This is a genomic window from Streptomyces sp. NPDC028928 (genome assembly GCF_055564915.1).
In genome coordinates this window covers 321,584-348,153 of record NZ_JBVHVI010000010.1, presented here as the reverse complement: position 1 = coordinate 348,153, position 26,570 = coordinate 321,584, and the positions used below count along the sequence as shown (strand labels likewise).

Genomic DNA, 26,570 nt, shown 5'->3' with positions numbered 1-26,570 from the left:
CCCGGTGCCGTCATGAGAGCTCCTTCGCCACGTCCCAGACCCGCGGGGCGTCGTCGTAGCCCGCGGTGACGACCAGTGGCGGCCCGTCGAAGGGCCGTACCTGGCAGGCCGCCCGGGCCCAGCCGTGTCCGCTGAGCAGCCCGGCGAGGTCCGTGCCCAGGGCGCCGAGGTGCTCGCCCGTGGAAGGGTCCCGCACGGCGGTCCCGGGGCCGTCGCCGCCGACCACGAGCAGCCGGCGCTCACCGACGTCCGCCTGGCAGAGGGCGTACACCGATCCGCTGCCTCCCGTCAGCGCCCGCGCTTCCTGGCGTTCCTCCAGGTCCCACAGCCGCACGATCCCGTCCCGGCCGCCCGAGGCCAGCAGGGTGCGGTCGCCGTCGGAGACCTCGCAGAGCGTCCACACGAATCCGCGGTGCCCGGTCAGCTCCGCATGGCGCTGCCCCGACTCGGGGTGCCAGACGGTCACGGAGCCGAGGCCGTGCCCGGCCGCGATCAGCGTCCGGCCGCCCGTCCGTACCGTGGACAGGGCGAAGATCCACCCTCTTCCGGAACCGGTGTCGATCGCGCGCACCAGGCTGCCGTCACTGGGATCCCACAGGCGTACGACGCGGTCGGCGCCCGCCGACGCCAGCAGCTCCTGCCCGGAAACGCACACGGTGCACAGAGCGTTCACCCAGCCGCGATGACCCTTCAGCCGGACCGGGGGTTCGCTCGGCGCGCCGGGGTTCCACAGACAGAGGACGCCGCGCCGGCCGCCGGACGCCAGCCGCGTCCCGCCGTCCACGGGGACCTCGCACAGTGCACGGATCCATGCGCGCGAGCTGGAGATCACCGCGATGTCCTCGCGGGCCGACGGGTCGGCGAGCCGGATCACTTTGCGGTGCCCTGAGTAAGCCACCAGGCGGCGGTCGCCGACCGTCACCTCGCACACCGCCTCGTAACTGGGCCGGAACCGGAATCTGCCCAACCTGCCCTCCCACGCACCGACGCCCTGTGTTGTTGTGCTGCCCTGATCCTTCGGGGCGTGCGCAGTCATGACAACCGCCTTGCTGCGTAGATCGGTTACGCATTTTGCGGACCGCATGTGCGTGCCGGACCGCTACCGGTTCGGCCGTCGCGCTGATGTACCGGTGGCCGGGCTGTCGAGGTGGGCGGCCGACCACAGCGTCGGATTGGAGATCCTCGACGGAGGAGCTGCCGTACGGTGACGCCTTCTTCCTCGCGAGCCCTGAACTCTGGACACGGCGTGCGCCCGTGCGGTCTGGCGGTGCCGCGCACGGCTGATGGGGTGGCGGACCTTGGAGTCCTGGAACTAGTGCGCCTTGCGGCCCCGCGTGCTGGCGTTCACCACGACGTCGCGATCATCGACAACAGCGGCAAGCTGCTGGCCAAGTGCCGTATCGAGACGACCGGGACGGTTACCAGTTCCTGCTGACCTCCTGGCCGACCACGGTGACAGTGCCGAGTCGCCGATCCCGGTGGCCATCGAAACCGCGTGCTCGGCCAGCTCCACCACTGCCTCGAGAACCGTGTTGTCTTCGACGAGTCGATCGCCTTCCCCGCAGGGCAGGAAGCCGCTGCAGGGTGATCAGGGGGCGCTACTCCTCTGACAGAGCCATGGCGAGACCGGAGCTGACGGGACGCTCGTCGTTGACAAGAATGAGCCGGTTTCCGGCCCAGGTATCGAGCCGGTCGCAGGCCCAAGCGGGGTCATACGCTGCCGTGGGCAGCTGGGGTACGCGCTTTCGACCGGTGTCGTCGAGCCGGTAGGGAACCTCGAAGGCCGTGTTCCAGCCGTCCAGGTCCGAGGCAAAGCGCTCTTCCGCTTCCGCTGGACCGATGCCCAGGTACTGGGCGATCTCCGTCCAGGAGCTGCCTCGCTCGCGTTCGTAGATCACGGCCGAGACCAGGGCGCGCTCCGCGAGTTCGAGGAGCTGGAACGCCTGGCTGACCCGGCCCCCGGGACCGGTGTCACGGTCGTTCTCGGTGGCGACCAGGCCAGCGGCGCCATCGGCGACGTCCACGGCGTGATCGCAGAGGACCAGGCGTGCCAGCGCCTGGCGGGTGAATCGGGCACGGTCGGCGTCATGAGGGGTCGTCTCAGTCATCCGCACAGCCTCCCAGGCTGTGTCCGCATCGAGTACGCGATTTCCGTCGTGGACAGCGCTCCGCTTGACGGCTTGACCGGATGAGGTGTCTTCCCACGCGACAGCTGGGGAGGCCGCCGCGGAATGCCGACTGTGGCCAGGTCGAGGGTGGTCACAGCCATTCCCCAGTCGACGCTCCCCGCCACCCACGGTGGATGCCACGCTGACCTCCCGCATGCCCGGTAGGCATCCCGTGAAGCACTCGCGCCATCTGCAACCTCAACAGGCCCGAATCCGGACGGACGGCGCAATGGTCTGCCCCGGCCGGATCCGTGCGGGGCAGACCATTCGAACGGTGAAACGAGCTCTTCCTGAACACACCTCGGCGGGCGCTGGCCTCTTCCTGTGAGGTCAGGATCCGGAACGGTCCGGTTTTACGCGCGGAACCGGCAACGAGGTGCCGCGGGGCCGACCAATCCCCGTGAGAGGACGTTCGGCTGCTGCGGAGCAGGGCGTGTTCTCACAGGCGCGACTCCTGGCCGCTCGCGTGGATCAGACGCAGATGCTCAGGGCGCAGACGCCGACGTTGACCGGCAGAACCGTGATGCCGAATTTCGTCAGGTAGGTGTTGACGACGGCCGTCTCCAGCGCGGTGAGCTGGACGGTGACAGGGGCGTTGACGTTGTTGTCGGCGACGTTGGCCAGGGCGACCTGGAGGTCGTTGAGCTGGGTGCCGTTGAGGACGTTGATGTCGCCGATGTTCACCGTCGTGTTGTTCAGCACGTTGTTGACGGTGATCAGGCCGGAGCAGTTCACCGTGTGGTCGGGGCCGCCGCCCTGGTTCGAGCAGGTGTACGGGTGGTTGCTGGTGGAGCTGTGCTGCTGCGCCGCGGCGGGTGCGACTGCCGCTCCCGTCAGGGCTGCGGCGGTGGCGACGGCGGCGGCGAAACGAGCAAGCTTCACGATCGTCTCCTTCATCCAGGCCACCGGCCTGTGCCGGTGGCATGTGTGGTGCGGGACGAGGGAAGTCTCTGCCCGAGACCACGCCGGTCCAAGAGAGATTTCGGTACGCCGCAGCCGTCGCGCAAAGACGACGCGCGGGAGCAGAAGGCTGCTGGTGGGGGACCTGAACGCCACCGCGGGCCGCTCTGATAGCTGTACGCTGCTTCTCGGTCGGGCGTAGGCACCCGCGTGCAAAGTCACAGCTTGCGCGGAGACCCCCCGACGGCTCTGCGCCACGCTTGCACGGTCAATCACGACTGGAAACAGCGAAGCCGGCGGTTCGTTCGCACGAGTGCGGTCGGAGAAGGCAACGTGTCCGACTCGGACCATCTTGCTTCTGAGGCTGGGCGCAACCTGAGCAGTCTCCGTCCCCGCTGTCCAGCAGATCAGGATGGCGAGGCCCTCCGGATCAACCGGTCCGGCGGCCTGGGCCGTGCCGGCACTGCGGGGGTCAGCCGCTCAGGGTGCGACCGCGGGCAGACACCCGGCTCGGTGCAGTTCTTCACGGTTACAGCCAGCCGTTGCGGCGGAAGGCCCGGTACAGCAGTCCTGCGCCGAGTGCCATCACGGCGAGTGCGCATGGGTAGCCGTAGCGCCAGTCGAGTGCGGGCATGTGGGCGAAGTTCATGCCGTAGATTCCAGCGACCATGGTCGGGATGGCGAAGATGGCGGCCCAGGCGCTGATGCGGCGCATGTCGTCGTTCTGCCATGTCCCGACCTTCGCCATATGGGCGTCGAGGACGGAGGAGAGCAGGTCGTCCAGGGCGCGGACTTCGGTGTCGGTGCGTGTGAGGTGGTCGGTGACGTCACGGAAGTACGGCAGGACCTGGCGCGGCCAGCCGTCCCGCGTGGTGGTGAAGGGCTGCATGACGGGGACGAGCGGCCCGATGGCGTCGCGGAACTCCACGACCCCGCGTTTGAGCGAGTAGATCTCCTCGGTCAGATCGTCACGGGCAGGTGAGAAGACGCACCGCTCCAGCTCGGTCAGGTCCGTGCGGATCTGCGCCGCGGCCTCGGTGTAGGCGTCGACGATCACATCGCTCACCGCGTGCAGGACGGCGATGGGCCCGAGCCGGGCCATGTCCGGCTGCTGTGCGAGCCGGCGCGCGGCCTCGGCCGCGGGGTCGTGCGCCCCGTGCCGTACGGTGAGGGCGAAGGACGGGCCGAGGAAGATCATCACTTCGCCGGTCTCCACGTCCGCGGTCTGCTCGACGAACCACAGGGTCTTCACCGCGACCGCCAGCACGTCGCCGTAGCGTTCCTGCTTGGGCCGCTGATGGGCCTGGACCGCGTCCTCGACGGCCAGGGGGTGCAGCTTGAGGTAGTCGCCGAGCCGCTGCAGTTCCTCCGGGCGGGGCTCGTCCACGCGGATCCAGGCGAACTCGTCCGGTTTCAGGGCAGCCAGACGGTCCAGAGTGACCTGGCATCCGGCGTCCGCCTGCCGGCAGTCGATCTGCTCGCACTGACCCGTCCGCTCCTGATAGATCACGCACTCCATGTGCTTTCGGATGCTTCCGCCACCGCATTCCATGCCTGACAGCACGGTTCCGCCGCCCCAAGCCGCCCCCGCGGCGATGGTCACCAGACCTTCACAGGTGTCGGCCGCCGGCCGGGGAGCTGGTGGAAACACAGGGAGTGTTGCCGGCTGGAGGGATCTGCCACCGTGATCGCCGTCGCTGTGTTGCTGCTACCTGTGATGGGCCTGCTGTTGTACGGAACGGACCGCATCGAGGACCGGCTGCCGGGCCGGCCGAGGACGGCCCGGCACGCCCGAGGGCGTCACCTGCGTCTGGTCCACAGCACGAGCCGACCGCCGAGCACCGATCGGTCACCGCAGTACCGCGACGCGGCCTGATCACGTCCGGTCGGAGCTTGTGATACGAGCGGATGCCCTTCGTGGCGTAGGACGGGCCCGGCGGGGTTATCCGACGTGCATGGCGAAGCTGCATCTTTCCGGACGTGAGCCGCACCCGAGTGAGGAGGCGCAGGCGCACCAGGGACCGACATCTGACGAGGTCGGTCCGGGCACCGAGGTGGAGCAGCGGGCCCCGGACACGCCGGGGAAGCTGCCCACGGGCGCCTGGCGCGGCGTACTCAAAGGCGCGGTGCGGGAGTTCAAGGACGACGAGCTGACCGACCGCGCGGCGGCGCTGACGTACTACGGGGTGCTGTCGCTGTTTCCGGCACTGCTGGTGCTGGTGTCGCTGCTGGGCATCACCGGCAAGTCGGCGACCGACGCGGTGCTGGGCAACATCAGGAAACTGGCGCCCGGGGCGGCCAGGGACATCATCACCCGGGCCGTGGAGCAACTGCAGGACAACGCCGGCATCGGCTCGATCATGGCGGTCGTCGGCATCGTGCTGGCGGTGTGGTCGGCCTCCGGTTATGTAGCCGCGTTCATCCGTGCGGCGAACGCCGTCTACGACATGCCGGAGGGCCGGCCGCTGTGGAAGATCCTTCCCATCCGGTTGGGCGTGACCGTCGCGTTGATGGTGCTGGCAGTGGCCAGTGCGCTGATCGTGGTGTTCACCGGGGGCCTGGCCCGCCGGGCCGGTACCGTACTGGGGATCGGTGACACCGTGTTGACGGCATGGTCGATCGCGAAGTGGCCAGTGCTGGTGGTCCTGGTCACCATCATGATTGCGATCCTGTATTGGGCGAGCCCGAACGCGAAGGTGAAGGGGTTCCGGTGGATCACGCCGGGCAGCTTCCTCGCCCTGATGCTGTGGATGATCGCCTCGGCCGGGTTCGCCTTCTACGTCGCCAATTTCGCCTCCTACAACAAGACGTACGGCACGATGGCCGGTGTCATCGTCTTCCTCATCTGGCTGTGGATCTCGAACCTGGCGATCCTGCTGGGCCTGGAGTTCGACGCGGAGACCGTGCGCCAGCGGGCCATCGCCGGGGGTCTGCCGCCGGATGCCGAGCCGTACACCCAGCCCCGCGACACACGGCAGTGGGACGAGGAGGACCGGCGCCGCCTGGGCGAGACGTGATCAGCTGCGGGCTGATCTTGGAGTGTGGGCGGGTGCGCGGCGGATATCCGCTTGGCATGAGGTTTCTGGCAGGACTGCGCGACGCTGATCGGTCGCTGAGCAAGGCGGCTTCCCGTATCCCGCCGGGCGTGGGCAAGGTGCTCTCTGCGGTCGAGGAGACGGCGGAGAGCACGAAGCTGTGGTGCGGCGCCGCTGCCGCGATGGCCTGGCGGGGCGGATGGCGGGGCCGCAAGGCGGCAGTGCATGGTCTGGCCGCCCTCACCGTTGCCCAGCTGATCTCGAACGGGTTGTGCAAGCAGCTGGCAGACCGGCCACGGCCGCCGAAGGAGTGGTTTCCGCACGACGAGGTCGAGGACCGTCCCGACTCCTCCTCCTTCCCCTCCGGGCACACCGCCGCCGCGGTCGCCTTCACCGCCGCGGTGGCCCCGGCGTGGCCGCTGGCCGGCGTGCTGTGCACGGTGCCGGCAGCCATGGTGGCCGCGGAACGCGTGCAAAGCGGCGCCCACTACACCAGCGATGTCGCCGCCGGTGCTGTCATCGGCCTGGCCGGCGCCTGGCTCACCCACCGCGCCCCGCGCCTGATCCTGCGCCACTGGCTCTAGCCGATCGACGCCAGGAGCGTGAGCAGGGACCGGCGCGGCCGGTTGCGGGTCCGGCCGCTCCTGCACGCGCCTGACGCGTGTGCGAACCCGTGGCCCGGGGCGGTGTCCTGATCTGCTCCGTTCGGGGTACTCCCTGACCGGAACCTGGCCCGGCTGACACAGACGGAGGAGGCCGGAGGGGCGCCATGACGCGGATACTGGCCCCTCCCACCGATGACGACCCGCAACGAAGGACGCTGACAGCCATGACCGACCAGCACGCGGCTGCCGCGCTGACCGCCGCAGCAGTCGTCGCCACGATCCTGGTCGCCCGGGCCGCGGTCATCCACCAAGGCGGCCGAGTACAGCGCGCCCGCGCCGTTCACCCGCCGCGTCGCCGCAGCGACCAGACCACACCGTCTCCGACCGCACATGCAGACGACGGCTTTACTGTGCGGGAGGCTGAGCAGCACGTCCACCGCTGCTGGCAGCAAATCCGAACGCGGGCGGACCCGCAGGAGTGACCTGGGCGGGCGAGGCGAGATCGACGACCGCGTGTCGTGGCAGCCGCGCGGGCGTGCGGCGTTTTCCAGGATGGACAGGCCGTGAACGAACTTGTCAGCAGGGTGGGGTGGGCAGGCGTACGGCCAGGAGGGCGACGTTGTCGGCGTGGTCGGAGGCCAGTCCGGTCAAGAGCTCGTCGCGGACGGTGTCCGGGGCTGGCGGGCGAGGACGGCGGTGCGCTGTGGCAGGCGGGTCGTACCCCTTGTCGAAGCCTTCGCTGCGGCGTCGATGAGACCGTCGGTGCGCAGGAGCACGGTGGAGCGGGCGGGCAGGGTCTCGATGACGTGGTTGCGGGCCGCGTGTCGGTGAACGGTTCTGCGACGGTGATGTGCCACCACGGCCGACGGCGTGTCGGTGGGACAGTCGACAATGCCGGTCATGGCAGATCGCAGTCCGGTGCTCCGGATCATTACCTCGGCGGCTCGGGAGTCCCTGAAGCCGCTTGGCCTGGCCCAGCGCGGGCGGTCGCGGCTATGGATTGACGATCACGGCTGGTGGCTCGGGGTTGTGGAGTTCACCCCGTCGCGGATTGCCGGCAGCGGTCTGTACGTCGGTGCGATGTGGTTGTGGCACGACGTGGACCACTTGGCCTTCCACGCGGATGCAGTCCGGGTCGGCTCCGAGCTGTTTCGCACCGAGGACCAGTTCAAGCGGCTGGCACTCGAACTCAGTCGGCAGGCGGCCGCGAACGTGACCGCCCTGAGGGAGAAGTTTCCGGCTCTGCCGGACGTCGCCCGATACCTGACGTCCAGACCGGTGCGGCGGGGATTCTTCTGGGACAGCTTTGACTCTGGGATCGCAGCCGCCCTGGTCGGGGACCCGGACGCGGCCCGCGATCACTTCGAACGAGTCCTTCGGGAGGATGCGCTGGCCCCATGGATGGTCGAAGCGCAGGAGAAGGCGCGTGAGCTTCATGCGATCGCGGCAGATCGTGACGCCATGACCGCCTGGGTCACGCGGGCCGTCGGCTCATGCCGGAGAAAGCTGGGCCTGGATCCCGTGCCGCTCGCGATCAGCTGAACGGACCCGCTCGTTGAGCGACAGAGCTGCGGTCAGGCAAGGAGCACTCGCTTCCGCAGCAGGTTGAAACCGGGCCCGGCCGTACGCAGGGTGCCGGTGAGGCCGGTGAGGCCGGTGAGGCCGGTGAGGCCGGTGAGGCCGGCGAGCCCAGGGGGCTCGGTCAGCACCCGATGGTGGATCCCGAAGACGTCCTCGCCCGGGAACGGCGGCGTGCCGGAGGCCGCGTACGCCATCACGCACCCCCACGCGAAGAGGTCCGCGGCCGCGGTGACCGGCCCGCCGCGCAGGACCTCCGGGGCGATGCAGCCGGGCGTCCCGGACAGCTGTGTCGGCTGCACCGAGGCGCCCGGCCCGTCCAGGGCGCGGGTGATCCCGAAGTCGATCACCCTTGGGCCCACCGCCGACAGCAGCACGTTGGACGGTTTCAGGTCTCGGTGGACTCGCCGCGTCGTGAACTCGGACACCGCACCCATGCCGCGCGGCCGATCTTTGTCTGTTTGTGACTAACCGGTCGCCGCCCGTGGCGGCCGCTGCCCATGATGGCCGAGGTTCGGGTCGGTGACCCGCCCAGACTCTCGGGAAGGTGGTTGCGTGTTCCTGGCCTCAGGCCTACGTCGCTGCGAACTGTCGGATGTGGAGCTGCTGCTCGCCGCTGGTGAGGGAGCCACGCAGGCCATGCGTGTGCTGGAGGAACGGCACGGGGCGGCGGTCCGGGCCTACGCCCGCACGTGTGTGGTCCGCGCCGACGACGCCGCGGAGCTGACGGCGTACGCGTTCACCGGTCTGCGTCTGCGGGCCGCCCGGACGTCTTCCGACGCGGTGGGGTGTGTGCGCGTCGCCCTGTTCGACAGCGTCCGCAGCACCGCCGTGCGGTGGGCCAGGCCGGAGCAGTCGGTGCTCACGCGGCCGTTCGGGACGTGGGTCGCCTCGGGAGCGGTGTGGTCCCTGGACGAGGACGGTGAACTCCTCGCCGCCTTCCGCGGTCTCACACCGCAGCAGCAGAGCGTGCTGTGGCACGCGTCGGTCGAGCGCGACCCGTCGGACCTGATCGCCCGCGTGGCGGGGCTGCCGGAGAGTGAGGTGTGGCGAGCAGTCGTGGACACCGGGCGGGTGTTCCGCCGCCGCTGCTCCGAGTTGTACGCGCAGCGGGTGGAGCAGACCGCGTGCCTGCGCTTCGTGAACAGTGTGCTGCTGGGCTCCGGGGAATCGTGGAGTGGCCCGTACGACACCGGCCATCTGCGGCTGTGCGCCGACTGCCGTGAGCTCTTCCGTGAGATGCGCGCTCTGCAGGCCCGGCTGCCCGTGCACCTGCCGCGCAGGCTCCTCGGCTGGTGGCCGACCGGTGCCTATCACACGGCCAAGGACGCGGCCTTGCGTTCCCGCGCGGAGGCGTCGTGGCCGGCCCCGGCAAGCGGGGGCCGGCAGCGGGTCCCGGGCCCGGGTGTCGCACACAGCAGGCGCACGCGGCGGGGACGGCGGCCCCACGGGCGCGCTGTCCCCGTCTGGCTCCTGGCGGCGGCCGTGGGGGTCCTGCTGGTGTCGCTGGCCTCGGGCCTGTGGTCGTGAACTGCCGCCTCCGGTCGGCTGTCAGGGGCCGGCCGGGGCAGGTGCGTCACGCGCTGCGCGGTGGCCGCGGCTGCGGCGCAGGGCCGCTGCCGCGCGGCTCCGGCGGGCCTGCGCCGTCAGCCGCAGCCCGTTGAGCGCCAGGACGAACTCCAGCCGGTGGCGGGGTGCCTTGAGTTCGGGTCCGAGGATCCGCTCGGCCTGGCGTATGCGGTACCGGACGGTCTGGGGATGCACGTGCAGCACACGTGCCGTCTGTGCCGCACTGCCGGACTCGAACCACGCCAGCAGGGTCTCGGCCAGCCGTTCCGCCTGCGCGGGCGGGAGGGCGGACAGGGGGCCGAGGCGCTTTCTGACCAGCTGGAGCAGCAGTGTCTCGTCCTGCGCCAGCAGCAGAGCGGGCAGGTGGTCCTCCACGTACACCGTCCGGCGCCGCTGGGCGGGGTCGGACGCGAGGGCGAGCAGGGTGCGGGCCCACCGCAGGGAGGTCCCGGCCTGCTCCCTGGCAAGAGCCGGCCCGATGACCACGGGACGGTCTGCGAGCAGCCGGGTCAACAGTCCGGCCGGTTCGGGCCCGGGCTGAGCGATGAGGACGTACGGCTGTTCGGCGCTCCAGTCGGCCAGCCAGCCCGGCCCCCAGTGGGGAAGCCCGGTGGGGGCGGGCGGCGCGGTGGCCACGGCGCGCAGCCGCGGCGGCAGGCGCCACCCGGCCCGGAGTGCCAGTTCCTGCAGGGCCGCCTCGCTCTGGGCCGGTTCGCACGTGAGGGCGGCGGCGAGCAGTGGCTGCCAACGGCCCCGCGTCAAAGTCCCTTGGTGCTCCCCGGGCGCATGGCCAAACGTTTCTTCCTCTTCGGCCGGTACCCTGCCGTGCCCGAGTGTCCTGTCCCCCGCAGACCAGTCGGTCAACGTCTGCCCCTTTCCTCTGCTGCTGTCCGGAGAGCCGTGCGCTGCCGTCGTCCGCGGCGGCCCCGCGAGCGACCCCGACACAGAGAGGAGCCTCCACGCCTCCCGTCCCGCTGCTTTGCCGAACCATTACCGAATGCTCAGGAGAGGCGTACGTCGTCCAGGGCCCAGTACCAGTCGTTGCGGGCGTCCCTCAGGCGGAACTTCACGGTGACCGTCCGGGCTCCCCGGGGCACGGTGACGGCCAGGCTCTCCCGGCTGTCGAACCGGTCGGCGGCGTAGGTCTTGAGCAGGCGGTCCGGGCCGGAGTCGAAGGACACCAGGACCTCTCCGCGCTGGGCTCCCAGCTGCCAGTAGTGGGTCACGTAGCTGAGCGTGAACCGGCCGTCGGGCGGGGTGGAGCAGGCCGGCGAGACGAGGGTCGAATCGAACGTGCTGGTCTGAGAAGGATTGCCGAGGTCGTTCCACTCGTCCGGGTCCGCGACGGCGATCACCCCCTGCCCGAGCGAGAAATCCTCACGGTGCTGGTCCGTGGCGGCTCGCTCCCAGAAGGCCCGGGTGGTCAGGGTCCAGCCGCGCCATTCCGTGACATCGTTGTCGGGCATGCGGGAGTTGTCCACGCGCCAGCCGCCGGGGAAGCTGTGCGTCCAGCCCAGCACGGACCGGGGAATGTCGTACTCGTCGGCGGCGGGCTTCAAGTCGCCGTCGTCCGCCGCGAAGCCCGCACAGGCGGCCAGGGGGGGGCGCCGGCCGGCGCGGCGGAGGGCCGCGCCGTGGTGGGCACCGGGCTCGGCGGAGCGGAGGCCGACGGTGTGGGAGTCGGCGCGGTGGGGGCCGGCGCAAAGGTGTGCGGCGCGGTGGACGAGGGCCAGGCACGCACGGGCCGGTTCTCCTCGGCGTCCGGGCCCCCGGGCAGCACGGACACGACGGCCAGGACGCCGACCGCCAAGGCCGCCGCGCCCGCCGTGAGGGTCGCGGGGCGGGTGAGCCGTCCGCCCTTCGCACCGCCCGCGGCGGGGTCCGCTTCGGCCGACGCGGCGAGCGAAGCGGACGCAGACCGGGTGGCCAGGTAGGCGGGCCCGGCCCACAGAAGGACGCCGGTGGCGAGGTAGGCGCCGAAGCGGTCGTTCAGGTAGGTGAGTTCGTCCACCGCTCCCCGGCAGCGGGCGCAGCTTGCCAGGTGACGCTGCAACGCTGGGCCCGCCTTGTGCTCTCCGCGCCGCACGTACGCGCCGAGCAGCGCGCTGAAATGCCGGCACTCCTCGCTGGCGAGGGTGTCCTGGGCGTGGGCGGCCAGATAGGCCTCGCGCAGTCCCTCCCGGGCCCGGGACGCCAACGACGCCACCCCGCTCGGCGTCAGACCCAGAAGCCGCGCGGCCACCCCGGCCGGCTCCTGCTCGACGGCCGTGTACCACAGGACCGACTGCCAGCGCTCGTTCAGCGACAGGAAGGCGCGGCGCACGAGACTGCGCTCCTCCTGGCGCATGACCCACGCCTCGACGTCGTCCACGGCCGGGTCACGCCCGTCGAGCCACTGCTCGAAGTCCAGCGCCAGTCGGTGGCGCCGCTCGGTGGCGAACCAGCGAGCGGCGGTTCGTCGCACCGCGGTCAGCAGGTACGGGCGCCATGCGCCGTGCGGGCCGTGACCCGAGCGCACCGCTTCCAGAGCGCCGGTGAACGCCTCGGACGCCAGGTCCTCGGCGGTGTGCTCGTCCCGGGAGCACAACCGGGCGTAGCGCACAAGCGCCTGGTGATGACGCCGGTGCAGCTCCTCGGCCGCCTCCGGGGAGCCCGACCCACGCAGTAGTGCCGTGAGTTCACTGTCAGTCAGTTCCTGCATCTGTCTCATTTCGCGGCCAAAGCACTCGCCCGTCGGTGGAGGGAGACGTCCTGTACGTCCCTGGGACTCGGCTCCGTTGCCCGCCCACTGCGATGCTGCCGTAATCAGCCAAGTGGCGCGGAGTCACCCTGGGCGATTGTGACCGCTCGGTGATCAACTCCCCTGAACCAGGCCTTATTGACACATATTCGATCATGATCGGATGCGATTGAACAGGTGGGGTCGGGGAAACGCACATGACCCTCTACCGCTGGCCGGCGAGGTGCTCCCCGGCCCAGGCGGTGCGTCTCATGCGGCTGCTCGTCGGAGAGGCGCTCCAAGTGGGCGCCCACGGGCTTCCTCCCCGCCGCATGCCGGACTCAGCGGGCGTAGAAGCCGTCTCATGTGGTAAGTCTGCGGTAGCAGATGAGGGCGCAGGCGATGCTCGCGAAGGCTAGGAAGTGCTCGGCTTTGCGCTCGTAGCGGCGGTGCAGTCGGCGGCATCCGGCAAGCCAGGACATCGTGCGTTCTATGGTCCGGCGGTGGCGGCCCAGGCGGGTCGAGGACTCGATGCCCTTGCGGGCTATGCGGCGTCGGATGCCGCGCCCGCGTGACCATCGGCGCAGGTGGTCGTCGGCGTAGCCTTTGTCGGCGTGGAGCTTTCCCGGTCTGCGCCGCCGCCGTCCGCGTCGGGAGCGGATCGGTGGTATGCCCTTCACCAGCGGGATCAGCGCCTGGCTGTCGTGCAGGTTCGCCCCCGAGATTCCGGCGGACAGGGGCAGGCCGGTCCGCTCTGTGATCAGGTGGATCTCCTGGCCGTACTTGTCCCGGTCGACAGGATGCGGGTCCGTCGGGTCCCCCTTTTCAGGGCCCGCATGTTGACCGAGTCGATCGCGCAGCGGGACCGGTCCAGCTCGCCGCGGGCGCCGAGTTCGTCGAGGACCAGGCGGTGGAGCTTGGCCCACACCCTGGCCTTCGACCACTCGGCGAAACGCCGGTGGGCAGTCGCTCCCGACGGACCAAACGAAGCGGATGGCAACTGCTGCCATGTGCAACCCGACGTGGCCACGAACACGATCGCAGCCGGCACCTCACGGTCACCATGCCGGCGTCGGCCGCCGCCCTGAGGCCGGGACGACGGCACCACACGCTTTGCTGCAAACCAGACCACCTGGAAGCCGAGCTGAAGAAGGAAGCTCTGCGGCGCAAAGACTGGGAGGGTGCGCCAGCCAGGAGGACGCACTGTCCCAACGGCCACGCGTCCGCGCCGGAGAACCCGTACCTGGATCCCCGAGGGTTCCGGCAGCGCCGGACGTGTCGCGCCGCGGGGGTCAAGAGCCGCCGGGTTCCCCCAGCCGTGTGAGATTTCGTGAGACGTGAGAGGGTCTGGGGCGTGAGTGAGACACCCCCGAACACCCTGCAATACCGCTTTGACGGGCCAGAAGACGCTCCGGTCCTGATCCTGGGTCCCTCACTGGGTACCACATGGCACAGGTTGTAGAGACCGTCTTCGGGCGTCCACGTCAGTCCAGGGCGGGTGCGTATTAGCAGGTCAGGGCCTCGCGGTCCCGGGGAGTCGGCGTAGTTGGTGACAGACGTGTGACAGCACCCGTGACAGGGCCGGTGATAGAGCGAGGCCCCGCCAGAGGGCATCCGGCGGGGCTTCTTCCATGAGCCCATGAGACGAAGGTCCACCGGAGTGCTCCGGTGGACCTTCGTCTTGACCCCAAACTGTGCTTGCACGCATGAGACGTCGGGCTCCTCATTCAGTTCGCGGTCCTCGATGCTCTGGGGGACGCCGGATTTGCGATCGCAGCCGCCAAGACGGATCCACGAGGCGACAAGGCCCCGCGGGAAGCTGGGCGGGTTGTGTCGTGGGGTGGTTGACGCGGTGCGCGCTGCTCCGGCGGTCCAGTGGTATGCCGCCTGCCCGGGGATATGTGGCGTCGTGGCCACCGTTGCTGCGAACCTGCGACGCACGGCGGACTTGGTCATACCTGCCGGACGCTCTGCGGTGACAGGGCACACGATCCAATTGCGGAGACCTCGGTGCGGCTGATCCTCAAGCGACGCTGAGCGCGCATATTGAGTACGACGGTTCGACACGTCAACGAGGGATTCGAAGACATGTGCGGGGGTGGGTCGACTGTGTTCCTGCCATGTGGCTTGCCGCCCCAGGTGCAGGACGGGCCCAGCGGTGCAGGGAAGGTTGTCGGGGCCTGCGAGCGGAAGGCAGCATTGTCATGAATGTGGGAGATCTGGCGACCGGCCCGAACGGTGGATGGATCACAGTCGACGAGTACCTCAAGCTGGTGGCGCACGCTCTCGCGGAACGCGGGTACTGCGCTATGCCGGAACTGCCTGATCTCCTGTCGGTACACACGTCGCTGCATGAAATGCACGCGACTCCGGGAAGCAGCCGAGCTGGAGAGGGAATGGCTCAGCTGCGGCCAGAGGTGTCGGTGTAGGGCGTCGACATACCGCGGCGCGCGTGGGACGACTCCGCTGCTCGGACCGCTGCGCTGGCGGCCATGGCCAGCAGGAGGGCCAGTGCGCCGGTGATGACGTTGTTCACGATCGTCTTCGTCGTGTCGACGTTACCGGCGACCACCCAGGGGGCAATGATGGCCCACACACCCAGGGCGCAGCATGCCCACGCCATGCTGTGCGTGCGTTCGTAGGCGCGTCCGAATCCTCCGCTCATCAGGAGAGCGTAGGCGATGCCGGTGAGCAGGTTGCTGACGGCCAGTGTCGACAGAGCGTTGAAGCCCGTGATCCAGGGAGATGCCGCCAGGTACAGGCCGGTGAGCAGTGCCATGGTTTCGATGGCCTGCCCCCTGGGTGTGCTTGTGGTGCGCTCGGCCATCTCGTGCCTGAGTTGCATGTCGACGATGTCCGGGTGCGTTTCCATCGACGGCCGGGGAGAAGTGGTCATTTTCTTCACCTTCAAAAAGGAGGTGCGTTCGGACTTCTGCGAGTACCCACAAGGGGAATCGCAACCGGCCGCCCGGTCTCAGGACTGTCGAACGGAATGCAGCTTTCGCGACGCGTCAAGATCTGGCCGTTCTGCCCGTCGCTGGTTCGTCCAGGCCGCGCAGGGGAGACGCTCATGCGCTCGGGGGCCCTGCCAGTCGGCCGCAGCGAAGCCATGCCGTCAGCCATCCGGCCTGCATGGCCGCGTCCAGCAGGTAGGTCGGGCGGATCCGGCGCCGGGGTACATACAACAGGTCGATCGCGAGCAGGGTTACCGCGGTCCCCACGCCGGTACGGCGCGCCTGCCGGAGCCCTTCGGGGGTGCCCGGGCTGAGCAGCATGCTGCAGCCTGCCGTGGCGAGCAGCCCGGCGGTCGTCTGCTGCAGCCATTCCTCAGCTTTGGGGCCGAAGACCCACTCGAAGCTGCGCAGGTGCAGCAATGGCCAGCCGCCGCCGACCAGGTTGAACAGCCCTTGTGATCGGGCGACCCAGACCGGGTTCATCCCTGCCTCCTCGGCTGCTGCCGCACCGGCCGCGAGACGCCGAGGCGGACCTTGTGTACCCCGTCGGAAAAGTGCACCAGCGGCTCCTCGGCGGGCGCCGGAAGCCCGGCCGCACGGGTCATGCTCTCGGCGAGGTCGTCGAGACGCGCCGCGCGCAGCGGCCAGGGCTCGTGCTCGACGGGCGTCTCCCACAGAGCCCCCGCGCGGTGCGTGAACGCCCGCCATCGGGACGCCAGCCACACATCCCGGGGCGAAGGGCGGATCGGCGGGCCCGGACGTACGGTCAGGCGGTAGGCCGACGCACCGCACCGCCTTGATCCGGCGTACGTCACACTTTCACCGCTGCGCGCCAGCCGAAGCCGGCCTAGGTGGTACGGAGCCCCGATGGCGCGAGCCGCCAGCATCACCGGGGAGGCCACCTCGATCGACAAGAACCACAAGCCTTCCCGGCCGCCCGGTCCAAGCACGTAGGTGCGCAGATTGGTCTCCGGGAAGGCGGCCAGCGCCACGGGGGAGCCGGGAGGGCGCACGTCGGCCATGACGAACGGTGTCAGACCCACCCAGGCATGCCCGTCATAGGTGTCCACTGTCAGTCCGTCGGGCAGCAGGCGTTGGATGGCGTCCGGAGCGTAGGCCCAGTGCAGAAAGCTCTGGGTCAGCCAGCCGGCCCGCAGCGCCGGCATGCGCACGCGATGTTCCGGCCCGTATGTCACCACCTGCCTCGCCTCCCTTGAATGACCGTGTCCGAACTGTGTATCGATCGCTCACGTCACCGGCTGGATCGACTGCCGCGCTGGAGGGAGCCCGTTGTGAACGCATCGCGTATCCGGTCGTAGAGGCTCAGCGGTACGCCCAGCATCGCGTTGGCCGGTGGCCGCCGGGGGACGACGGGGTGAGGATGGGTCGGCGCGGTTCGCCGTACCGCCTCCCATGCGATGCCCAGGCGCTGGAGCTGCGCGGTGTCCGTCGCGTCCTGCAGTTTCGGCAGCAGGAGGTCTTCCTCGTCCCTGATGTCCTGCTGGACCAGGGCGAACGCCCGCTGCACCTTGTCCTCGCGTTCCGTATCGCCGGAAGGGAGGCGTTCGATGTCGGACACGAGATCGTTGATCTGCTGGTGTTCCTCCTCGACCCGGGCGGTGAGTTCCTCCCCGTCCGGTACGAAGCGCCGGACAGCCGGCCAGAGCACGGTTTCCTCGGCGAAAGCGTGGCTGAAGACCAGCTGGATGACGTCTTTCAACGCTTGCTGGCGTTCTTGGCCGATACCGGTGCGGTAACGGTCCATGAGGCGGTCGATCTCTGCGTGATCACGGCGCTGCCGCGCCAGTACGCTGCCTTGGCCGCCCAGCTGCTCGAGTGTCTGGTCCTTGATGCTCGTCGGCATGGTCGCTCCTCGACCGAATTGATCATGGACGCGAGCTGAACGCGTCGCGGGCCCGGTCCAGCAATGAGGCGAAAGGGCCCAGCGCCCACTGCAGCACGGGCGAGCCGGCGGCGGTGGGGTGCGGATGCGTCGGAGCCGCCCTTTCGGCCGTCACCAAGCGCCTGCCCATGGTCTGCCGCTGCTCCGGGGTGCAGCCGGCTTCCAGCGCCGGGAACTCCATCGCCTCCTCGCGTCCGGCGTGGGCGAGCACATCCTGCTGGAACTGCGCGAACTGAACGTCGAACTCCTCACTCGAGAGATCCATCTTCTCCAGCTCGGCGAGCACCTTGTTGGCCTTCAGTTCCTCCGCATTCCGGGCGTGGGCCTCATCCTCACCCGCGGTGTCCTTCGCGACAGGGCGCACGATCATCTCTTCGGCCGTCTCATGGACGGCCAGCAGTCCCCGCAGCTCGTTGAAGGCATCGTGCTTGCGGGCTCCCTCGGCCCCTCGCACCTCTCCGAACAAGACCTTGATGCGGGCGTGCTGCCGCAGGAGAATCGCGACGACGTCGTCATCGGGCCGCCCCGCCGCCTTCTCACGTCGAGGTTCCTCATCTATCTCGGGGAACTGGGCGCTCATCGCATGTCCTTTCCGCCGGTGACAGCCACCGGGTCACCCACCTCCGCGGCGACAAACGACTCACCGGTCCCACAGCACACCCGGCAGCCAGGCCGTCGTGCGGTGTGAGTGATCAAGCCCGGAGCTCGCTTCCGCCGCGCCGCCCACGGCTGACGGAGCCGAGTGCCAGCTGGCAGCCTCCACGCGTGCGCGGCACCGGTACCGTCCGCAGGTTCCATAGATCGTGACAACTGGGGTACGCGAGGTCCGTGGATCACGTGGTGATACCGGGCGTCTACGCCCCCCAGGAGGACACGGCCCTGCTGGCTGTAGCTCTGTCCGAGGAGCCGCTCCCGCCGGGCGCGGCCGTCCTCGACGTGGGCACCGGTACCGGCGCTCTGGCCCTTGCGGCGGCGCGCCGGGGCGGCCGGGTGACCGCAGTGGATGTGTCGCGGCGCGCTGTGTGTAACGCCCGGCTCAACGCCGCGTGGGCTGGGCTGCGGGTCCGGGTACGGCGTGGCAATCTCTTCGATCCGGTGCGCGGTGAGTCGTTTGATCTGATCCTGGCGAATCCGCCGTACGTGCCCGCACCGGGTGGGACCTGTCCTCCGCGTGGTGCAGCCCGGGCCTGGGATGCCGGCTACGACGGCCGCATGGTCCTGGACCGGATCTGCGAGGAGGTGCCCCACCTACTGCGGCCCGCGGGGGTACTGCTCCTGGTGCAATCTGCGTTCAGCGATTCGGAGCGGACCGTGACGCGTCTGCGGGCGCACGGCCTGAAGGCCGCGGTGACCCGGAGAGAGCGGATCGCGTTCGGGCCCGTGGTGCGCGGCCGTGCTCCCTGGCTGAGGCAGCGGGGTCTGCTGTCCCTGACCGAGAATGAGGAAGATCTGGTGGTCGTCCGTGCCGAACTTCCCCTCTGACAGCCCTCGGCGCCGTCACCGTTCAGGGTCACGGACCGATGCTGGTGGAGGAAAGCCGGGTCGAGGTGGAACTGGGGGACGGGGGAGTGTCCTCGTGTCGTCTGCGACTCGCCTGCACCTGCCGGCGCGGCGACGCCAGCACCCCGCTGTCCTGCCCCTGGGTCGTTGGGGACGCAAACGTCTGTCGGCTGGGGTCACTTGCCAGGCCCTTGCGGCATACGACCCGTTCAAGCTCAAAACCGACGGCCGGGAGCGCGCGGTCATCCCAGAGAACCGAGAAGGGCCTGACCATGCTCGAACGACTCGCCCACCGCGCCGCCGGCCGGCTGGCCCGGTGCCGTGCGGCACCGGCACTGCACCCGCACGGGGTGCTGTGCTCGGGCATCCTGGATGTGCCGGGTAGCGGGCAGTGGGGCGTGCCATGGCTGGACCGGCCCGGCTCCTACGGGGTGACCGTGCGCTGGTCCCGGGCACTCGGCCTGCCCCGGCGACTACCGGACGGGCTGGGCCTGGCCGTGCGAGTCACGGACGCCGACGGCCCGGGCGCCACGCTCGACATGCTGTTCACCTCCAGCGGCACCGGTCGCCTCGGCCGCCATCTGCCGCTGCCGAGGGCACGAGCGCTGGAAGGTCCGTACTCCACCCTGCTCTCCTACCAGGTGGGCGGTCGCGAACGCGTGCTAGGGGCCTTCCCCGTCCAGGACAACGGCACACCGGAACGTCCTTTGCCGACGCTGTGGCAAGAACTCTCGCGGCGGCCCCTCCGTTTCGACCTGCGCGCGGCCGCGGCCGACGAGAACTGGCGTACCTTCGCCACGCTGACGTTGCAAGCGGTACTCACTGCTCCCCCCAGCGACACGGTGTCCTACGACCCGTACGCTCACAACGTGCCCGGGCTCCGTCCCACCGGGCGCCTGGAACGTCTGCGCACCGCGGCCTATGCCGGGTCCCGTCGTGGACGGAGCGCCGACGAATGTGTCGAACGGCCCGAAGAGAACCCGGCGTCGACCGCAGGGTAGCCACATCGGGCGTGAGGAACGACGGCCGGCACGCCCCGGCACCCCGCACGAGAGCAGATGGAGCGGTCAGTCGGTGAGGGCCTGGCGGAGAGTCTCGGCAGTCGATGACGGCGTCGATGCCGACGATGCTCAGGGTGCGCATCACGGATTCGCCGGGTGCGGCCAGGCGCAGCCAGCCGCCGGACTCGCTGAGGGCAGGGCGGGCGGCGATGAAGACGTTGATGCCGCTGGAGTCCATGAAAGTGACCTGGCGCAGGTCGACCACGACGCGGGGGCGGGGGGTGTCGGAGGCATCCAGGGCTTGACGGAGTGTGTCACCGGTGTGGTGATCGATCTCTCCGGACAGAGTCAGCACGCGAATGCCGTCGGTTGCGGTGGTCACGACCGACAGCTGAACAGGCTGCTCAGCGTGTGCGGGGCCTTTCTTCTGCCTCAGCCATGCGTTGAATCCTGGCACACTCGAATCCTCGTGCGCAGTGCCGCCCAGCATCATTTGAGCAATGCGGACAGGTGGCCGGGCCAACAGACAAGGCAAGGCGTGCTTCGCGGCGGCGCGGGTACACGCTGGGAGTTGTGAACGGGGAGTGAATGGTGGCCGTGATGGAGCCAGAACCGGTGCCAGGGGGCGGTGGGGCGCCGGACGGGCCGGTCATCGCGACCAGTGTGGCCCTGGAAGGCGATGGCACGGACATCGCCCGGGCCCGCCACCTGGCCGCCGGCTTCCTCACCCGGGTCCAGGCCGACCACGCGCTGCGCGTCTCGCAGCGCGCCATGGATCTCACTCAGCTGGTGGTCAGCGAACTGGTCACCAACGCCCGCAAGTACGCCCCCGGCCCGGTGCTGCTGGACCTGCACATCACCGGTGACATGGTCGAGGTCGTCGTGTGGGACTCCGACCCGGTGCTGCCGATCGCCCGGGCCGCGGACGCCGGCCGGGTCGGCCAGCACGGCCTGGAGATCGTCATGGCCGTCGCCCAGGGCTTCGAAGCGCAACGCGAGCCGGTCGGAAAACGCATCACCGCCCGCATCGCCCTGGCAGACGACCCAGGCGGCGCCATCGCCGGGCGCCGACCCCTGTAAAAGCGACCGGAGCCCACGCTTCAGACGGCACCCGAGTCGACGGCGTGCCGGGCCGGGGCCGTGTTCATGGTGCCCTTGCCAGGTGGCGTAGCTGTCCGTTTCCAGCGGCCGAGGCGGATCGGACCTTCGCACTCGCGGTCGTACGTGTAGGGACGTGCGCGTATGGCGCCTGCTCCGTTCAGCGGCTGCAACGGGATGGGTCAGGGCGCGGGCTACGTGGCGCCGCGCCGGTACCACGATCTTCGCGCCTGGCGTGGCGGCGCTGGTCAGGTCGCGATGGTGGCCAGACCGGCGATGCCGATGAGGTAGATGACGATCGCCGTGATGCTGTCGACGCCCATCCGTGCGTACTGGCGCCGGGGGCGGAAGATCAGCCCGGTCATGTAGACGACGGTGAGGATGATGCCGAGTGCGGTGAGGTAGATGTCGGTGTCGTGGGCTGCGGGCAGGACGGGCTTGCCCGAGATGACGGTGGCCAGGAGGAAGAGCACGGGCAGGAAGGCGTTGCCGCCGAAGATGTCGCTGACGGCGAGCTGGTAGTCGCCCAGCTTCGTGGAGGTCAGGCCGGTGCTGATCTCGGGCAGGGAGGTGGCCGCAGCCAGGACGGTGGCTCCGAACAGCACGCCGCTCAGGCCCTGACGGGCGAAGAACTCCTCGCCGCTGCGCTCGATGACCACGCCGGCGATCAGGGTGGCCAGGGCCGCCGCGGCGAAGACGAGCGCGGCGCGGCGGGTGCCGACGCCCTGGTCCGTGGCGGCCTTCTCCTTCTTGCCACGGGAGTGGCCGCGGGGCTCGGGCTGGCTGTCGGGGGCGTCGCCGCCCTCCCGCCACGGCAGTCCCCGCCCGGCCCGGTTGAGCAGCACCAGACCGATCAGCCACAGTGCGGCGATCGCCAGGGAGGCGGGAGCCAGGCGGGCGGCGTGCAGGCCGGGTGAGAGCTGGGCCCCCATCACGACCACGGCGAGGATGACCACGACCAACGCGCCCTCCAGGACGAGCTGCAGGCTGGCGGCCAGGCGGGTCAGCGGGGCGCGCGGTCGTACGCCGGCGGCATCCAGGACGGCCAGAACGACGGTCTGGATGGCGATGCCGCCGAGGATGTTGCCCACAGGCAAGCACGCGCAGGGCGCCGCCCTGCCCGAGACGGTCCTGGCCGAAATCCACGGTGCCCTCGCCCGCCAGAGGTGACCGACGCGCCAGAAGGAGCGTTGATCTCGCCGAGGGCGGATCCACGAGCTGCCGCCGAGGAAGACGCCACGTGCGGCCCGGAGACGACGACTTCACGCCGCTGTCCCCGCGCAGCCGCCTGGACGGACCGGCGGGTGACCGTGCCCCCAGGCTTCTGCCCCTCTCCGTTCAGTTCTCGTAGGACCGGTTGGGGGCGACGCTGGTGGCCGCGGCGGACAGCAGGCCGGTGATGGTGGCCCCTATGACGAGGAAGACGACGGCGCTGGCCAGCTGCGTGGCCGTGTGCAGGTCGGTGGTGAAGGGAAGCAAGATCATCGCAACGGTCACCAGGCAGGCGATCCAGGTGAAGAAGGCGCGGGGGCGTGCGACGGTGACCAGCAGCAGGTGCAGCAGCCCTGTGGCCACCAGGGCGGCAACGGCGGCCCAGGCGGCGAGGTAACCGGTGGTGGCATCGCCCCAGACGCCGGCCCGGCGCGGGGCGAAGACCGGCACGTCCAGCACGCCGCGCATCAAGAGGGTGGCCACGACGGCAGCCAGGGCCGCCACGACGGCCGTAGCGGCCCCGGTCGCCCACAACCGGCCCGCTGCCACACCCGGCGATGTCGCCGGCGTCCGGTGGTCCTGGTAGGTGGCCCGGCCGTAGGCCGGGTAGTCCTCGTACGGGGCGGGACCAGACACGAGATCACCTCACTGCAGACGCGTCACTTCGTGCCCGTCCGGGTGCCCCTCGCCGACCATGTGATGTAACCCCGACCACCCGCATGGCTGATACGGGTCCTCAGATGGTGTGTCAGGAGGCGCCTTCGGCTGCCCCGGCCGGATCGACGGTATGGGAGGGGAGGGGTAGCAGATCCAGCCTGCCCGTCCACCGCGTCGACGCGGACCGGGCCGGCTCCGTGAGAGCAAGGTGGCGCACCGCTGGCTAGGCGTGCCGGGCGTGGTGGGCCGCATGCGCTGTGGTGGTGCTGTTCAGCCGCCAGGCGGTACCCAGTACCAGCGCGCCCGAGACCAGCGCGTAGAGGCCGATGACCTGGGCGACGGTGATCGCCCCCACGTCGGGCCGGGCCCAGATCAGCACTCCGGCGATCACGGATGCGGCGCCGGCCAGGAACAGCAGCCACTCATGGTGCAGCTCCCGGCGGAAGTGCACAGCTGCCCAGATCTCCACGATGCCGGTGATCACGGCCCACGTGCCGACCAGGGTGACCAGCGCCAGCGCGGTTACGCCGGGCCAGGCGATGGTGATCACGCCAGCCGCGATGCCCAGGACGCCGCCGACCGCGTGGGCCAGCCGGTGTCCGTTGTCGCCTTCTTTGCGGAAGGCGCTCGCCAGCAGCGCCAGGCCGTCGACGAGTGCGTACGCGCCGAACAACAGCGCCAGCGCCAGTACCGTCACCCCCGGCCACACCAGTGCCGCGATCCCGAACAACAACGCCGCGGTACCCCGGAGTACCAGCATCCAGAGCAGCTGCCTACGCACTCGTTCGTCCCTTCGCTCGACCGACTGGTCTGTCACGCGTACCCAAGTTCCCTGCCTTACAGCCACGGTGGCGAGGCCGCGGGAAGTGCGGATACCCAACTCGGTGCGCATCGTTCGCAGGATGGGGCTTGACGGCGGCTTGGACACCCGGCGGGTCTGTGGCATCCCTACGGACCATGCGGCCCTGATCGCGGACCTCACCTCGGGACCTCGAGGCTGCTGCTGTGGTTGGTGACGTCAACGTCACCTTGCACGCGACCCGAATCTGCCGACCGCAACACCGCCGACGCCGTCGACGACGGCTGGCTGTGCCGGGTGGGCCCGACCGAGTCCGTGCTGCGCACGTGGCAACTCGCCGGCCTCGACGAGATCATCGACGGCTGTACGCCCTTGAGGGACCCCTTGGCCGCGTGAGGCTGCGCGCAGGTAGCGCCTGTGATGGCGTGAGCGGGGCCGCGAGGGGTTACCCGACGCCTATGGCGAAGTTGCATCTTCCAGGGCGGAAAGACCACGACAGTGGCGACGAGCCGCAGGCTCGCCGGGCGGTGCCCGAGGAGGCCGGGCCCGGGCCCGAGGTCGAGCGCCGCGCACCCGATACGCCGACCAAGCTGCCGAAGGGGGCCTGGCGCGGTGTGCTCAAGGGGGCGCTGAGGGAGTTCAAAGACGACGAGCTGACCGACCGCGCCGCCGCCTTGACGTACTACGGGGTGCTGTCGCTGTTCCCGGCACTGCTGGTGCTGGTGTCGCTGCTGGGCATCACCGGCAAGTCAGCGACCGACGCGGTGCTGGCCAACATCAGGAAACTGGCTCCCGGTTCGGCCAGACCCGGAAGCTCAGTCGGCTGTGGTGGCCAGGGCCTCCTCGGCCTGGCGGACGCGCCACTCCTCGATCCTCTCCTGCTGCTGCCGGGCTCGTTCGAGCAGGGTGTCGAGCCGGGCAGGGTCCAGACGCTGGTCGGTTACGCTGAGCCGGCGCAGGGTCTGCCAGCCGGCCGCCTTTCCCTCGACCCCCAGCCGCAGGGCTTCCAGATCCAGTACGGTGCCGAGCGGGGAGGGGCCTACCAGGTGGCCGTTGGGCTTCAGCCGTCCCAGCTTCTCCCCTGCCCAGCCCACGCACACCTTGTAACGGCGAACGGGGATGCCGAGGTCTCGCATGATGTCCAGCAGCGCCGTCCGGTCCTGGGCGATCTCGGCCGCCACGGGCTCGATCGCGCGGCCGAGCGCGGAACCCCGGGCGGTACGCGCCAGGCGGGTGGCGCGTTCGGTGCCGGCGGTGGCGCCCGCGAGGTGGTCGTTGAGATAGATGCCGAGCAGCTTCGTGTTGGCGCTTCGTCCGGTGGGGCGGCGCTGGGTCGCGCCGGAAGACGGAAGGGCGTTCATCTGCAGCCTCCTTCGTTGCCGGGGGATTCCCCGCGTGCGATCGACGCACAGCGCGGAGCCCGGCGTCAGCGTGCTTTAGTCCGGGCCGCGGGGGAGGTAGTAGGTCTGTCTGAGGAACGCGGCCATGTCCTGAAGGGCCTGGGTGTATCCGGCTTTGTGGTGTGTGTCGACATCGGTCCGGCCGCCCTCGGCCTCCGCCCAGGAATCGAGGTGCAGAGCGATGCGCAGGTGGTTGCGGTACAAGGTGCCGTACCTTCCGCCGAGGGCGGCTCGCGCACGCTGCTCGTCCCAGTCCTCCAGGTCACTGGTCTCGAAGGCGAGCAGTTCATCGTCGGTCTGCGGCACCGTTTCCCTCCTCGGGTCGGTCTCCGCCGTCACGGGTACCGCGGTAGCTTCCCGGAAACGTCGTGCGGCATTGTGCGGGGCTACCTCCGGGTACCCGGGCGCGCGCGGAGATCCGAGTGACGCCGGAAAGCGCCACGCCCGTCTTCCAGCGCACGCACGTGCGAGCGACCATGTCGAAGACCATCAGGACCAGGCCGTCGAGCAGCTCGGTGGAAGCAGCAGCACCCTGGCGCGGCAACGCCGTGAGCGCGAGGAGCTGGACCTGCTGTTGGAACCAGTACCTGCCCCTCGACGACCTCCACCAGCGGGAACGCGTGCCGGAGCAAATCGCCCATATGGTCTTCAGTCAGGCTTTCGCGAATGACGGGGTTGTGGCCCGTCGTACGAGCCTCAGTCGAGGAAGAACATCAGCAGATCAACGATCTCGTCGCGGACATCGAACGCCTTGCCGCCGGTGATCCGGGGCGGGAGGAAGAGGTGCAGCGGACCTCAGCGCTGGTACGGCAGGACATCTGGGACGAGGAAATCTCCTCCTTCTCTGACGGTGCGGCGGCGGACCCTGCCCAGCTCCGCGAGCCACAGCCGGCCACTGGCCGCTCGGTTCAGTGACGCAGGATCAGGCGGGGTGCATGTCGGATGAGCCAGGCGCTGCTCAGGCCGATCGCGGCGCCGGTGGCGACGTCGCTTGGGTAGTGCGCGCCGCTTTGCACCCGCTCGAGGGCCACCATGGTTGCCGGCACCGCGCATACCGCACCGGCGGCCGGCCATGTGGGGGCGATGGCCGCGGTGAAAGCCACCGCGGCGGCTGTATGCCCGGAGGGGAAGGAAGAGGAGTCGGGGCGGTCGTCGACCTCGTCGTGCGGGAACCACTCCTTGGGCGGCCTGGGCCGGTCAGCCAGCTGCTTGCACAGGCCGTTCGAGACCAGCTGCGCGACGACCAGGGCGGCCAGACCGGTGGCCGCCGCCCTGTGGCCGCGCCACCCGCCCCGCCACGCCATCGCGGCCGCGGCACCGCACCACAGTTTCGTGCTCTCCGCCATTTCCTCCACCACCGACAGCATCCGGCCGACGCCTGGTGGCATGTGGGCCGCCTGCTTGGTCAGCGCCCGGTCGACGTCGCGCAATTGCGCCAGAAGCCTCATAAGGGCGGATATCCCGCAGGTCAA

29 protein-coding genes and 3 pseudogenes are annotated in these 26,570 nt (G+C 69.9%); 11 read left to right on the top strand and 21 right to left on the bottom strand.

Annotation, left to right across the window (positions count from 1 at the left end; genetic code table 11):
- Window positions 1-10 precede the first annotated feature (10 nt).
- The gene (locus tag ACZ4U1_RS25250; protein ID WP_467906151.1) at window positions 11-967 is read right to left on the bottom strand and encodes a WD40 repeat domain-containing protein; all 957 of its coding nucleotides are present in this window, start codon (window positions 965-967) and stop codon (window positions 11-13) included.
- A gap of 339 nt (window positions 968-1,306) precedes the next feature.
- Here ACZ4U1_RS25250 and ACZ4U1_RS25245 point away from each other — a divergent pair.
- A pseudogene (locus tag ACZ4U1_RS25245) lies at window positions 1,307-1,538 on the top strand (hypothetical protein); the annotation flags it as partial.
- A gap of 60 nt (window positions 1,539-1,598) precedes the next feature.
- Here ACZ4U1_RS25245 and ACZ4U1_RS25240 read toward each other — a convergent pair.
- From ACZ4U1_RS25240 to ACZ4U1_RS25230, 3 genes are all read right to left on the bottom strand, one after another.
- A complete protein-coding gene (locus tag ACZ4U1_RS25240) occupies window positions 1,599-2,108 on the bottom strand; it encodes a hypothetical protein (protein WP_467906149.1) in 510 nt (169 codons plus the stop codon).
- A gap of 531 nt (window positions 2,109-2,639) precedes the next feature.
- Window positions 2,640-3,050 (bottom strand): preprotein translocase subunit TatB, encoded by a 411-nt coding sequence (locus ACZ4U1_RS25235; protein WP_467906148.1) that lies wholly within the window; start codon window positions 3,048-3,050, stop codon window positions 2,640-2,642.
- A gap of 547 nt (window positions 3,051-3,597) precedes the next feature.
- On the bottom strand, window positions 3,598-4,587 hold the full coding sequence (locus tag ACZ4U1_RS25230) for a magnesium and cobalt transport protein CorA (RefSeq protein WP_467906146.1): 990 nt from the start codon (window positions 4,585-4,587) through the stop codon (window positions 3,598-3,600).
- 436 nt (window positions 4,588-5,023) lie between these two features.
- Between ACZ4U1_RS25230 and ACZ4U1_RS25225 the strand changes: the two genes are divergently transcribed.
- The 4 genes from ACZ4U1_RS25225 (at window position 5,024) to ACZ4U1_RS25210 (ending at window position 8,250) form a co-directional block, all read left to right on the top strand.
- The gene (locus tag ACZ4U1_RS25225) at window positions 5,024-6,085 is read left to right on the top strand and encodes a YihY/virulence factor BrkB family protein (RefSeq protein ID WP_467906145.1); all 1,062 of its coding nucleotides are present in this window, start codon (window positions 5,024-5,026) and stop codon (window positions 6,083-6,085) included.
- Between the two features lie 56 nt (window positions 6,086-6,141).
- On the top strand, window positions 6,142-6,687 hold the full coding sequence (locus ACZ4U1_RS25220; protein WP_467906144.1) for a phosphatase PAP2 family protein: 546 nt from the start codon (window positions 6,142-6,144) through the stop codon (window positions 6,685-6,687).
- A 245-nt stretch (window positions 6,688-6,932) separates the two neighbouring features.
- Entirely contained in the window at window positions 6,933-7,190 is a 258-nt protein-coding gene (locus ACZ4U1_RS25215) for a hypothetical protein (RefSeq protein WP_467906143.1), read from the top strand.
- A gap of 418 nt (window positions 7,191-7,608) precedes the next feature.
- Window positions 7,609-8,250 (top strand): hypothetical protein, encoded by a 642-nt coding sequence (locus tag ACZ4U1_RS25210; protein ID WP_467906141.1) that lies wholly within the window; start codon window positions 7,609-7,611, stop codon window positions 8,248-8,250.
- Between the two features lie 32 nt (window positions 8,251-8,282).
- Here ACZ4U1_RS25210 and ACZ4U1_RS25205 read toward each other — a convergent pair whose 3' ends face one another.
- Window positions 8,283-8,714 carry a protein kinase domain-containing protein gene (locus tag ACZ4U1_RS25205; RefSeq protein WP_467906139.1) on the bottom strand — a complete coding sequence of 144 codons (432 nt, stop codon included), beginning with the start codon at window positions 8,712-8,714 and terminating at the stop codon, window positions 8,283-8,285.
- 127 nt (window positions 8,715-8,841) lie between these two features.
- Here ACZ4U1_RS25205 and ACZ4U1_RS25200 point away from each other — a divergent pair, with 127 nt between their 5' ends.
- A complete protein-coding gene (locus ACZ4U1_RS25200) occupies window positions 8,842-9,816 on the top strand; it encodes an RNA polymerase sigma factor (protein WP_467906138.1) in 975 nt (324 codons plus the stop codon).
- 21 nt (window positions 9,817-9,837) lie between these two features.
- Here the strand turns inward: ACZ4U1_RS25200 and ACZ4U1_RS25195 are convergent, their stop codons facing one another.
- The 9 genes from ACZ4U1_RS25195 to ACZ4U1_RS25155 all read right to left on the bottom strand — a co-directional run bounded on the left by ACZ4U1_RS25195 (window position 9,838) and on the right by ACZ4U1_RS25155 (window position 18,011).
- Window positions 9,838-10,617 carry a PucR family transcriptional regulator gene (locus ACZ4U1_RS25195; protein ID WP_467906136.1) on the bottom strand — a complete coding sequence of 260 codons (780 nt, stop codon included), beginning with the start codon at window positions 10,615-10,617 and terminating at the stop codon, window positions 9,838-9,840.
- Between the two features lie 239 nt (window positions 10,618-10,856).
- Window positions 10,857-11,414, bottom strand: a complete 558-nt coding sequence (locus ACZ4U1_RS25190) for a hypothetical protein (RefSeq protein ID WP_467906134.1) — start codon at window positions 11,412-11,414, stop codon at window positions 10,857-10,859.
- Entirely contained in the window at window positions 11,411-12,556 is a 1,146-nt protein-coding gene (locus ACZ4U1_RS25185) for an RNA polymerase sigma factor (RefSeq protein WP_467906133.1), read from the bottom strand. Before ACZ4U1_RS25185 ends, ACZ4U1_RS25190 begins: the two co-directional genes overlap by 4 nt.
- A gap of 380 nt (window positions 12,557-12,936) precedes the next feature.
- Window positions 12,937-13,706, bottom strand: a protein-coding gene (locus tag ACZ4U1_RS25180; protein WP_467906233.1) for an IS5 family transposase whose coding sequence is annotated in 2 segments (ribosomal slippage) — window positions 12,937-13,398 and window positions 13,401-13,706 — 768 coding nt in all. Because the reading frame shifts where the segments join, the coding sequence is not laid out codon by codon here.
- A gap of 1,269 nt (window positions 13,707-14,975) precedes the next feature.
- Window positions 14,976-15,470, bottom strand: coding sequence for an SPW repeat protein (locus tag ACZ4U1_RS25175; RefSeq protein WP_467906131.1), 495 nt, complete (start codon window positions 15,468-15,470; stop codon window positions 14,976-14,978).
- A 172-nt stretch (window positions 15,471-15,642) separates the two neighbouring features.
- A complete protein-coding gene (locus ACZ4U1_RS25170) occupies window positions 15,643-16,011 on the bottom strand; it encodes a hypothetical protein (protein WP_467906129.1) in 369 nt (122 codons plus the stop codon).
- Complete coding sequence (locus tag ACZ4U1_RS25165) at window positions 16,008-16,727, bottom strand: YqjF family protein (protein ID WP_467906127.1); 720 nt, start codon at window positions 16,725-16,727, stop codon at window positions 16,008-16,010. Before ACZ4U1_RS25165 ends, ACZ4U1_RS25170 begins: the two co-directional genes overlap by 4 nt.
- Window positions 16,728-16,780: 53 nt before the next feature.
- The gene (locus ACZ4U1_RS25160; RefSeq protein WP_467906126.1) at window positions 16,781-17,392 is read right to left on the bottom strand and encodes a hemerythrin domain-containing protein; all 612 of its coding nucleotides are present in this window, start codon (window positions 17,390-17,392) and stop codon (window positions 16,781-16,783) included.
- 22 nt (window positions 17,393-17,414) lie between these two features.
- Entirely contained in the window at window positions 17,415-18,011 is a 597-nt protein-coding gene (locus ACZ4U1_RS25155) for a hemerythrin domain-containing protein (protein WP_467906124.1), read from the bottom strand.
- 257 nt (window positions 18,012-18,268) lie between these two features.
- Between ACZ4U1_RS25155 and ACZ4U1_RS25150 the strand changes: the two genes are divergently transcribed.
- Window positions 18,269-18,913, top strand: a complete 645-nt coding sequence (locus ACZ4U1_RS25150; RefSeq protein ID WP_467906231.1) for a HemK2/MTQ2 family protein methyltransferase — start codon at window positions 18,269-18,271, stop codon at window positions 18,911-18,913.
- Between the two features lie 290 nt (window positions 18,914-19,203).
- Window positions 19,204-19,932 carry a phosphodiesterase gene (locus tag ACZ4U1_RS25145; RefSeq protein ID WP_467906123.1) on the top strand — a complete coding sequence of 243 codons (729 nt, stop codon included), beginning with the start codon at window positions 19,204-19,206 and terminating at the stop codon, window positions 19,930-19,932.
- Window positions 19,933-20,083: 151 nt separating this feature from the next.
- Here the strand turns inward: ACZ4U1_RS25145 and ACZ4U1_RS25140 are convergent.
- A pseudogene (locus ACZ4U1_RS25140) lies at window positions 20,084-20,422 on the bottom strand (STAS domain-containing protein); the annotation flags it as partial.
- Between the two features lie 110 nt (window positions 20,423-20,532).
- On the opposite strand from ACZ4U1_RS25140, the gene ACZ4U1_RS25135 reads away from it, so the two are divergent.
- Entirely contained in the window at window positions 20,533-21,012 is a 480-nt protein-coding gene (locus ACZ4U1_RS25135; RefSeq protein WP_467906121.1) for an ATP-binding protein, read from the top strand.
- Between the two features lie 266 nt (window positions 21,013-21,278).
- On the opposite strand, the gene ACZ4U1_RS25130 is transcribed toward ACZ4U1_RS25135, so the two are convergent.
- The 3 genes from ACZ4U1_RS25130 to ACZ4U1_RS25120 form a co-directional block, all read right to left on the bottom strand.
- Window positions 21,279-22,121 (bottom strand): hypothetical protein, encoded by an 843-nt coding sequence (locus ACZ4U1_RS25130; protein WP_467906229.1) that lies wholly within the window; start codon window positions 22,119-22,121, stop codon window positions 21,279-21,281.
- 247 nt (window positions 22,122-22,368) lie between these two features.
- Window positions 22,369-22,878, bottom strand: a complete 510-nt coding sequence (locus ACZ4U1_RS25125) for a DUF6069 family protein (protein WP_467906119.1) — start codon at window positions 22,876-22,878, stop codon at window positions 22,369-22,371.
- A gap of 244 nt (window positions 22,879-23,122) precedes the next feature.
- On the bottom strand, window positions 23,123-23,680 hold the full coding sequence (locus tag ACZ4U1_RS25120) for an HdeD family acid-resistance protein (protein ID WP_467906118.1): 558 nt from the start codon (window positions 23,678-23,680) through the stop codon (window positions 23,123-23,125).
- A 476-nt stretch (window positions 23,681-24,156) separates the two neighbouring features.
- Here ACZ4U1_RS25120 and ACZ4U1_RS25115 point away from each other — a divergent pair.
- Window positions 24,157-24,504, top strand: a pseudogene (locus ACZ4U1_RS25115) (YihY/virulence factor BrkB family protein); the annotation flags it as partial.
- A 9-nt stretch (window positions 24,505-24,513) separates the two neighbouring features.
- Here the strand turns inward: ACZ4U1_RS25115 and ACZ4U1_RS25110 are convergent.
- Both ACZ4U1_RS25110 and ACZ4U1_RS25105 read right to left on the bottom strand, forming a co-directional pair.
- A complete protein-coding gene (locus ACZ4U1_RS25110; protein ID WP_467906116.1) occupies window positions 24,514-25,059 on the bottom strand; it encodes a hypothetical protein in 546 nt (181 codons plus the stop codon).
- Window positions 25,060-25,134: 75 nt separating this feature from the next.
- Complete coding sequence (locus tag ACZ4U1_RS25105; protein ID WP_467906115.1) at window positions 25,135-25,404, bottom strand: hypothetical protein; 270 nt, start codon at window positions 25,402-25,404, stop codon at window positions 25,135-25,137.
- Window positions 25,405-25,764: 360 nt separating this feature from the next.
- Between ACZ4U1_RS25105 and ACZ4U1_RS25100 the strand changes: the two genes are divergently transcribed.
- Complete coding sequence (locus ACZ4U1_RS25100; protein ID WP_467906113.1) at window positions 25,765-26,013, top strand: hypothetical protein; 249 nt, start codon at window positions 25,765-25,767, stop codon at window positions 26,011-26,013.
- Here ACZ4U1_RS25100 and ACZ4U1_RS25095 read toward each other — a convergent pair.
- Complete coding sequence (locus ACZ4U1_RS25095) at window positions 26,007-26,546, bottom strand: phosphatase PAP2 family protein (RefSeq protein ID WP_467906111.1); 540 nt, start codon at window positions 26,544-26,546, stop codon at window positions 26,007-26,009. The genes ACZ4U1_RS25100 and ACZ4U1_RS25095 overlap by 7 nt on opposite strands.
- Window positions 26,547-26,570: the final 24 nt, after the last annotated feature.

Excerpts from the sequence above, each read along its gene's own strand:
- ACZ4U1_RS25240 (WP_467906149.1), bottom strand. The coding sequence starts at position 2,108 with ATGACTGAGACGACCCCTCATGACGCCGACCGTGCCCGATTCACCCGC.
- ACZ4U1_RS25230 (WP_467906146.1), bottom strand. The coding sequence starts at position 4,587 with ATGGAGTGCGTGATCTATCAGGAGCGGACGGGTCAGTGCGAGCAGATC.
- ACZ4U1_RS25225 (WP_467906145.1), top strand. The coding sequence starts at position 5,024 with ATGGCGAAGCTGCATCTTTCCGGACGTGAGCCGCACCCGAGTGAGGAG.
- ACZ4U1_RS25220 (WP_467906144.1), top strand. The coding sequence starts at position 6,142 with ATGAGGTTTCTGGCAGGACTGCGCGACGCTGATCGGTCGCTGAGCAAG.
- ACZ4U1_RS25215 (WP_467906143.1), top strand. The coding sequence starts at position 6,933 with ATGACCGACCAGCACGCGGCTGCCGCGCTGACCGCCGCAGCAGTCGTC.
- ACZ4U1_RS25210 (WP_467906141.1), top strand. The coding sequence starts at position 7,609 with ATGGCAGATCGCAGTCCGGTGCTCCGGATCATTACCTCGGCGGCTCGG.
- ACZ4U1_RS25185 (WP_467906133.1), bottom strand. The coding sequence starts at position 12,556 with ATGCAGGAACTGACTGACAGTGAACTCACGGCACTACTGCGTGGGTCG.
- ACZ4U1_RS25175 (WP_467906131.1), bottom strand. The coding sequence starts at position 15,470 with ATGACCACTTCTCCCCGGCCGTCGATGGAAACGCACCCGGACATCGTC.
- ACZ4U1_RS25170 (WP_467906129.1), bottom strand. The coding sequence starts at position 16,011 with ATGAACCCGGTCTGGGTCGCCCGATCACAAGGGCTGTTCAACCTGGTC.
- ACZ4U1_RS25160 (WP_467906126.1), bottom strand. The coding sequence starts at position 17,392 with ATGCCGACGAGCATCAAGGACCAGACACTCGAGCAGCTGGGCGGCCAA.
- ACZ4U1_RS25155 (WP_467906124.1), bottom strand. The coding sequence starts at position 18,011 with ATGAGCGCCCAGTTCCCCGAGATAGATGAGGAACCTCGACGTGAGAAG.
- ACZ4U1_RS25145 (WP_467906123.1), top strand. The coding sequence starts at position 19,204 with ATGCTCGAACGACTCGCCCACCGCGCCGCCGGCCGGCTGGCCCGGTGC.
- ACZ4U1_RS25135 (WP_467906121.1), top strand. The coding sequence starts at position 20,533 with ATGGAGCCAGAACCGGTGCCAGGGGGCGGTGGGGCGCCGGACGGGCCG.
- ACZ4U1_RS25110 (WP_467906116.1), bottom strand. The coding sequence starts at position 25,059 with ATGAACGCCCTTCCGTCTTCCGGCGCGACCCAGCGCCGCCCCACCGGA.
- ACZ4U1_RS25100 (WP_467906113.1), top strand. The coding sequence starts at position 25,765 with ATGACGGGGTTGTGGCCCGTCGTACGAGCCTCAGTCGAGGAAGAACAT.
- ACZ4U1_RS25095 (WP_467906111.1), bottom strand. The coding sequence starts at position 26,546 with ATGAGGCTTCTGGCGCAATTGCGCGACGTCGACCGGGCGCTGACCAAG.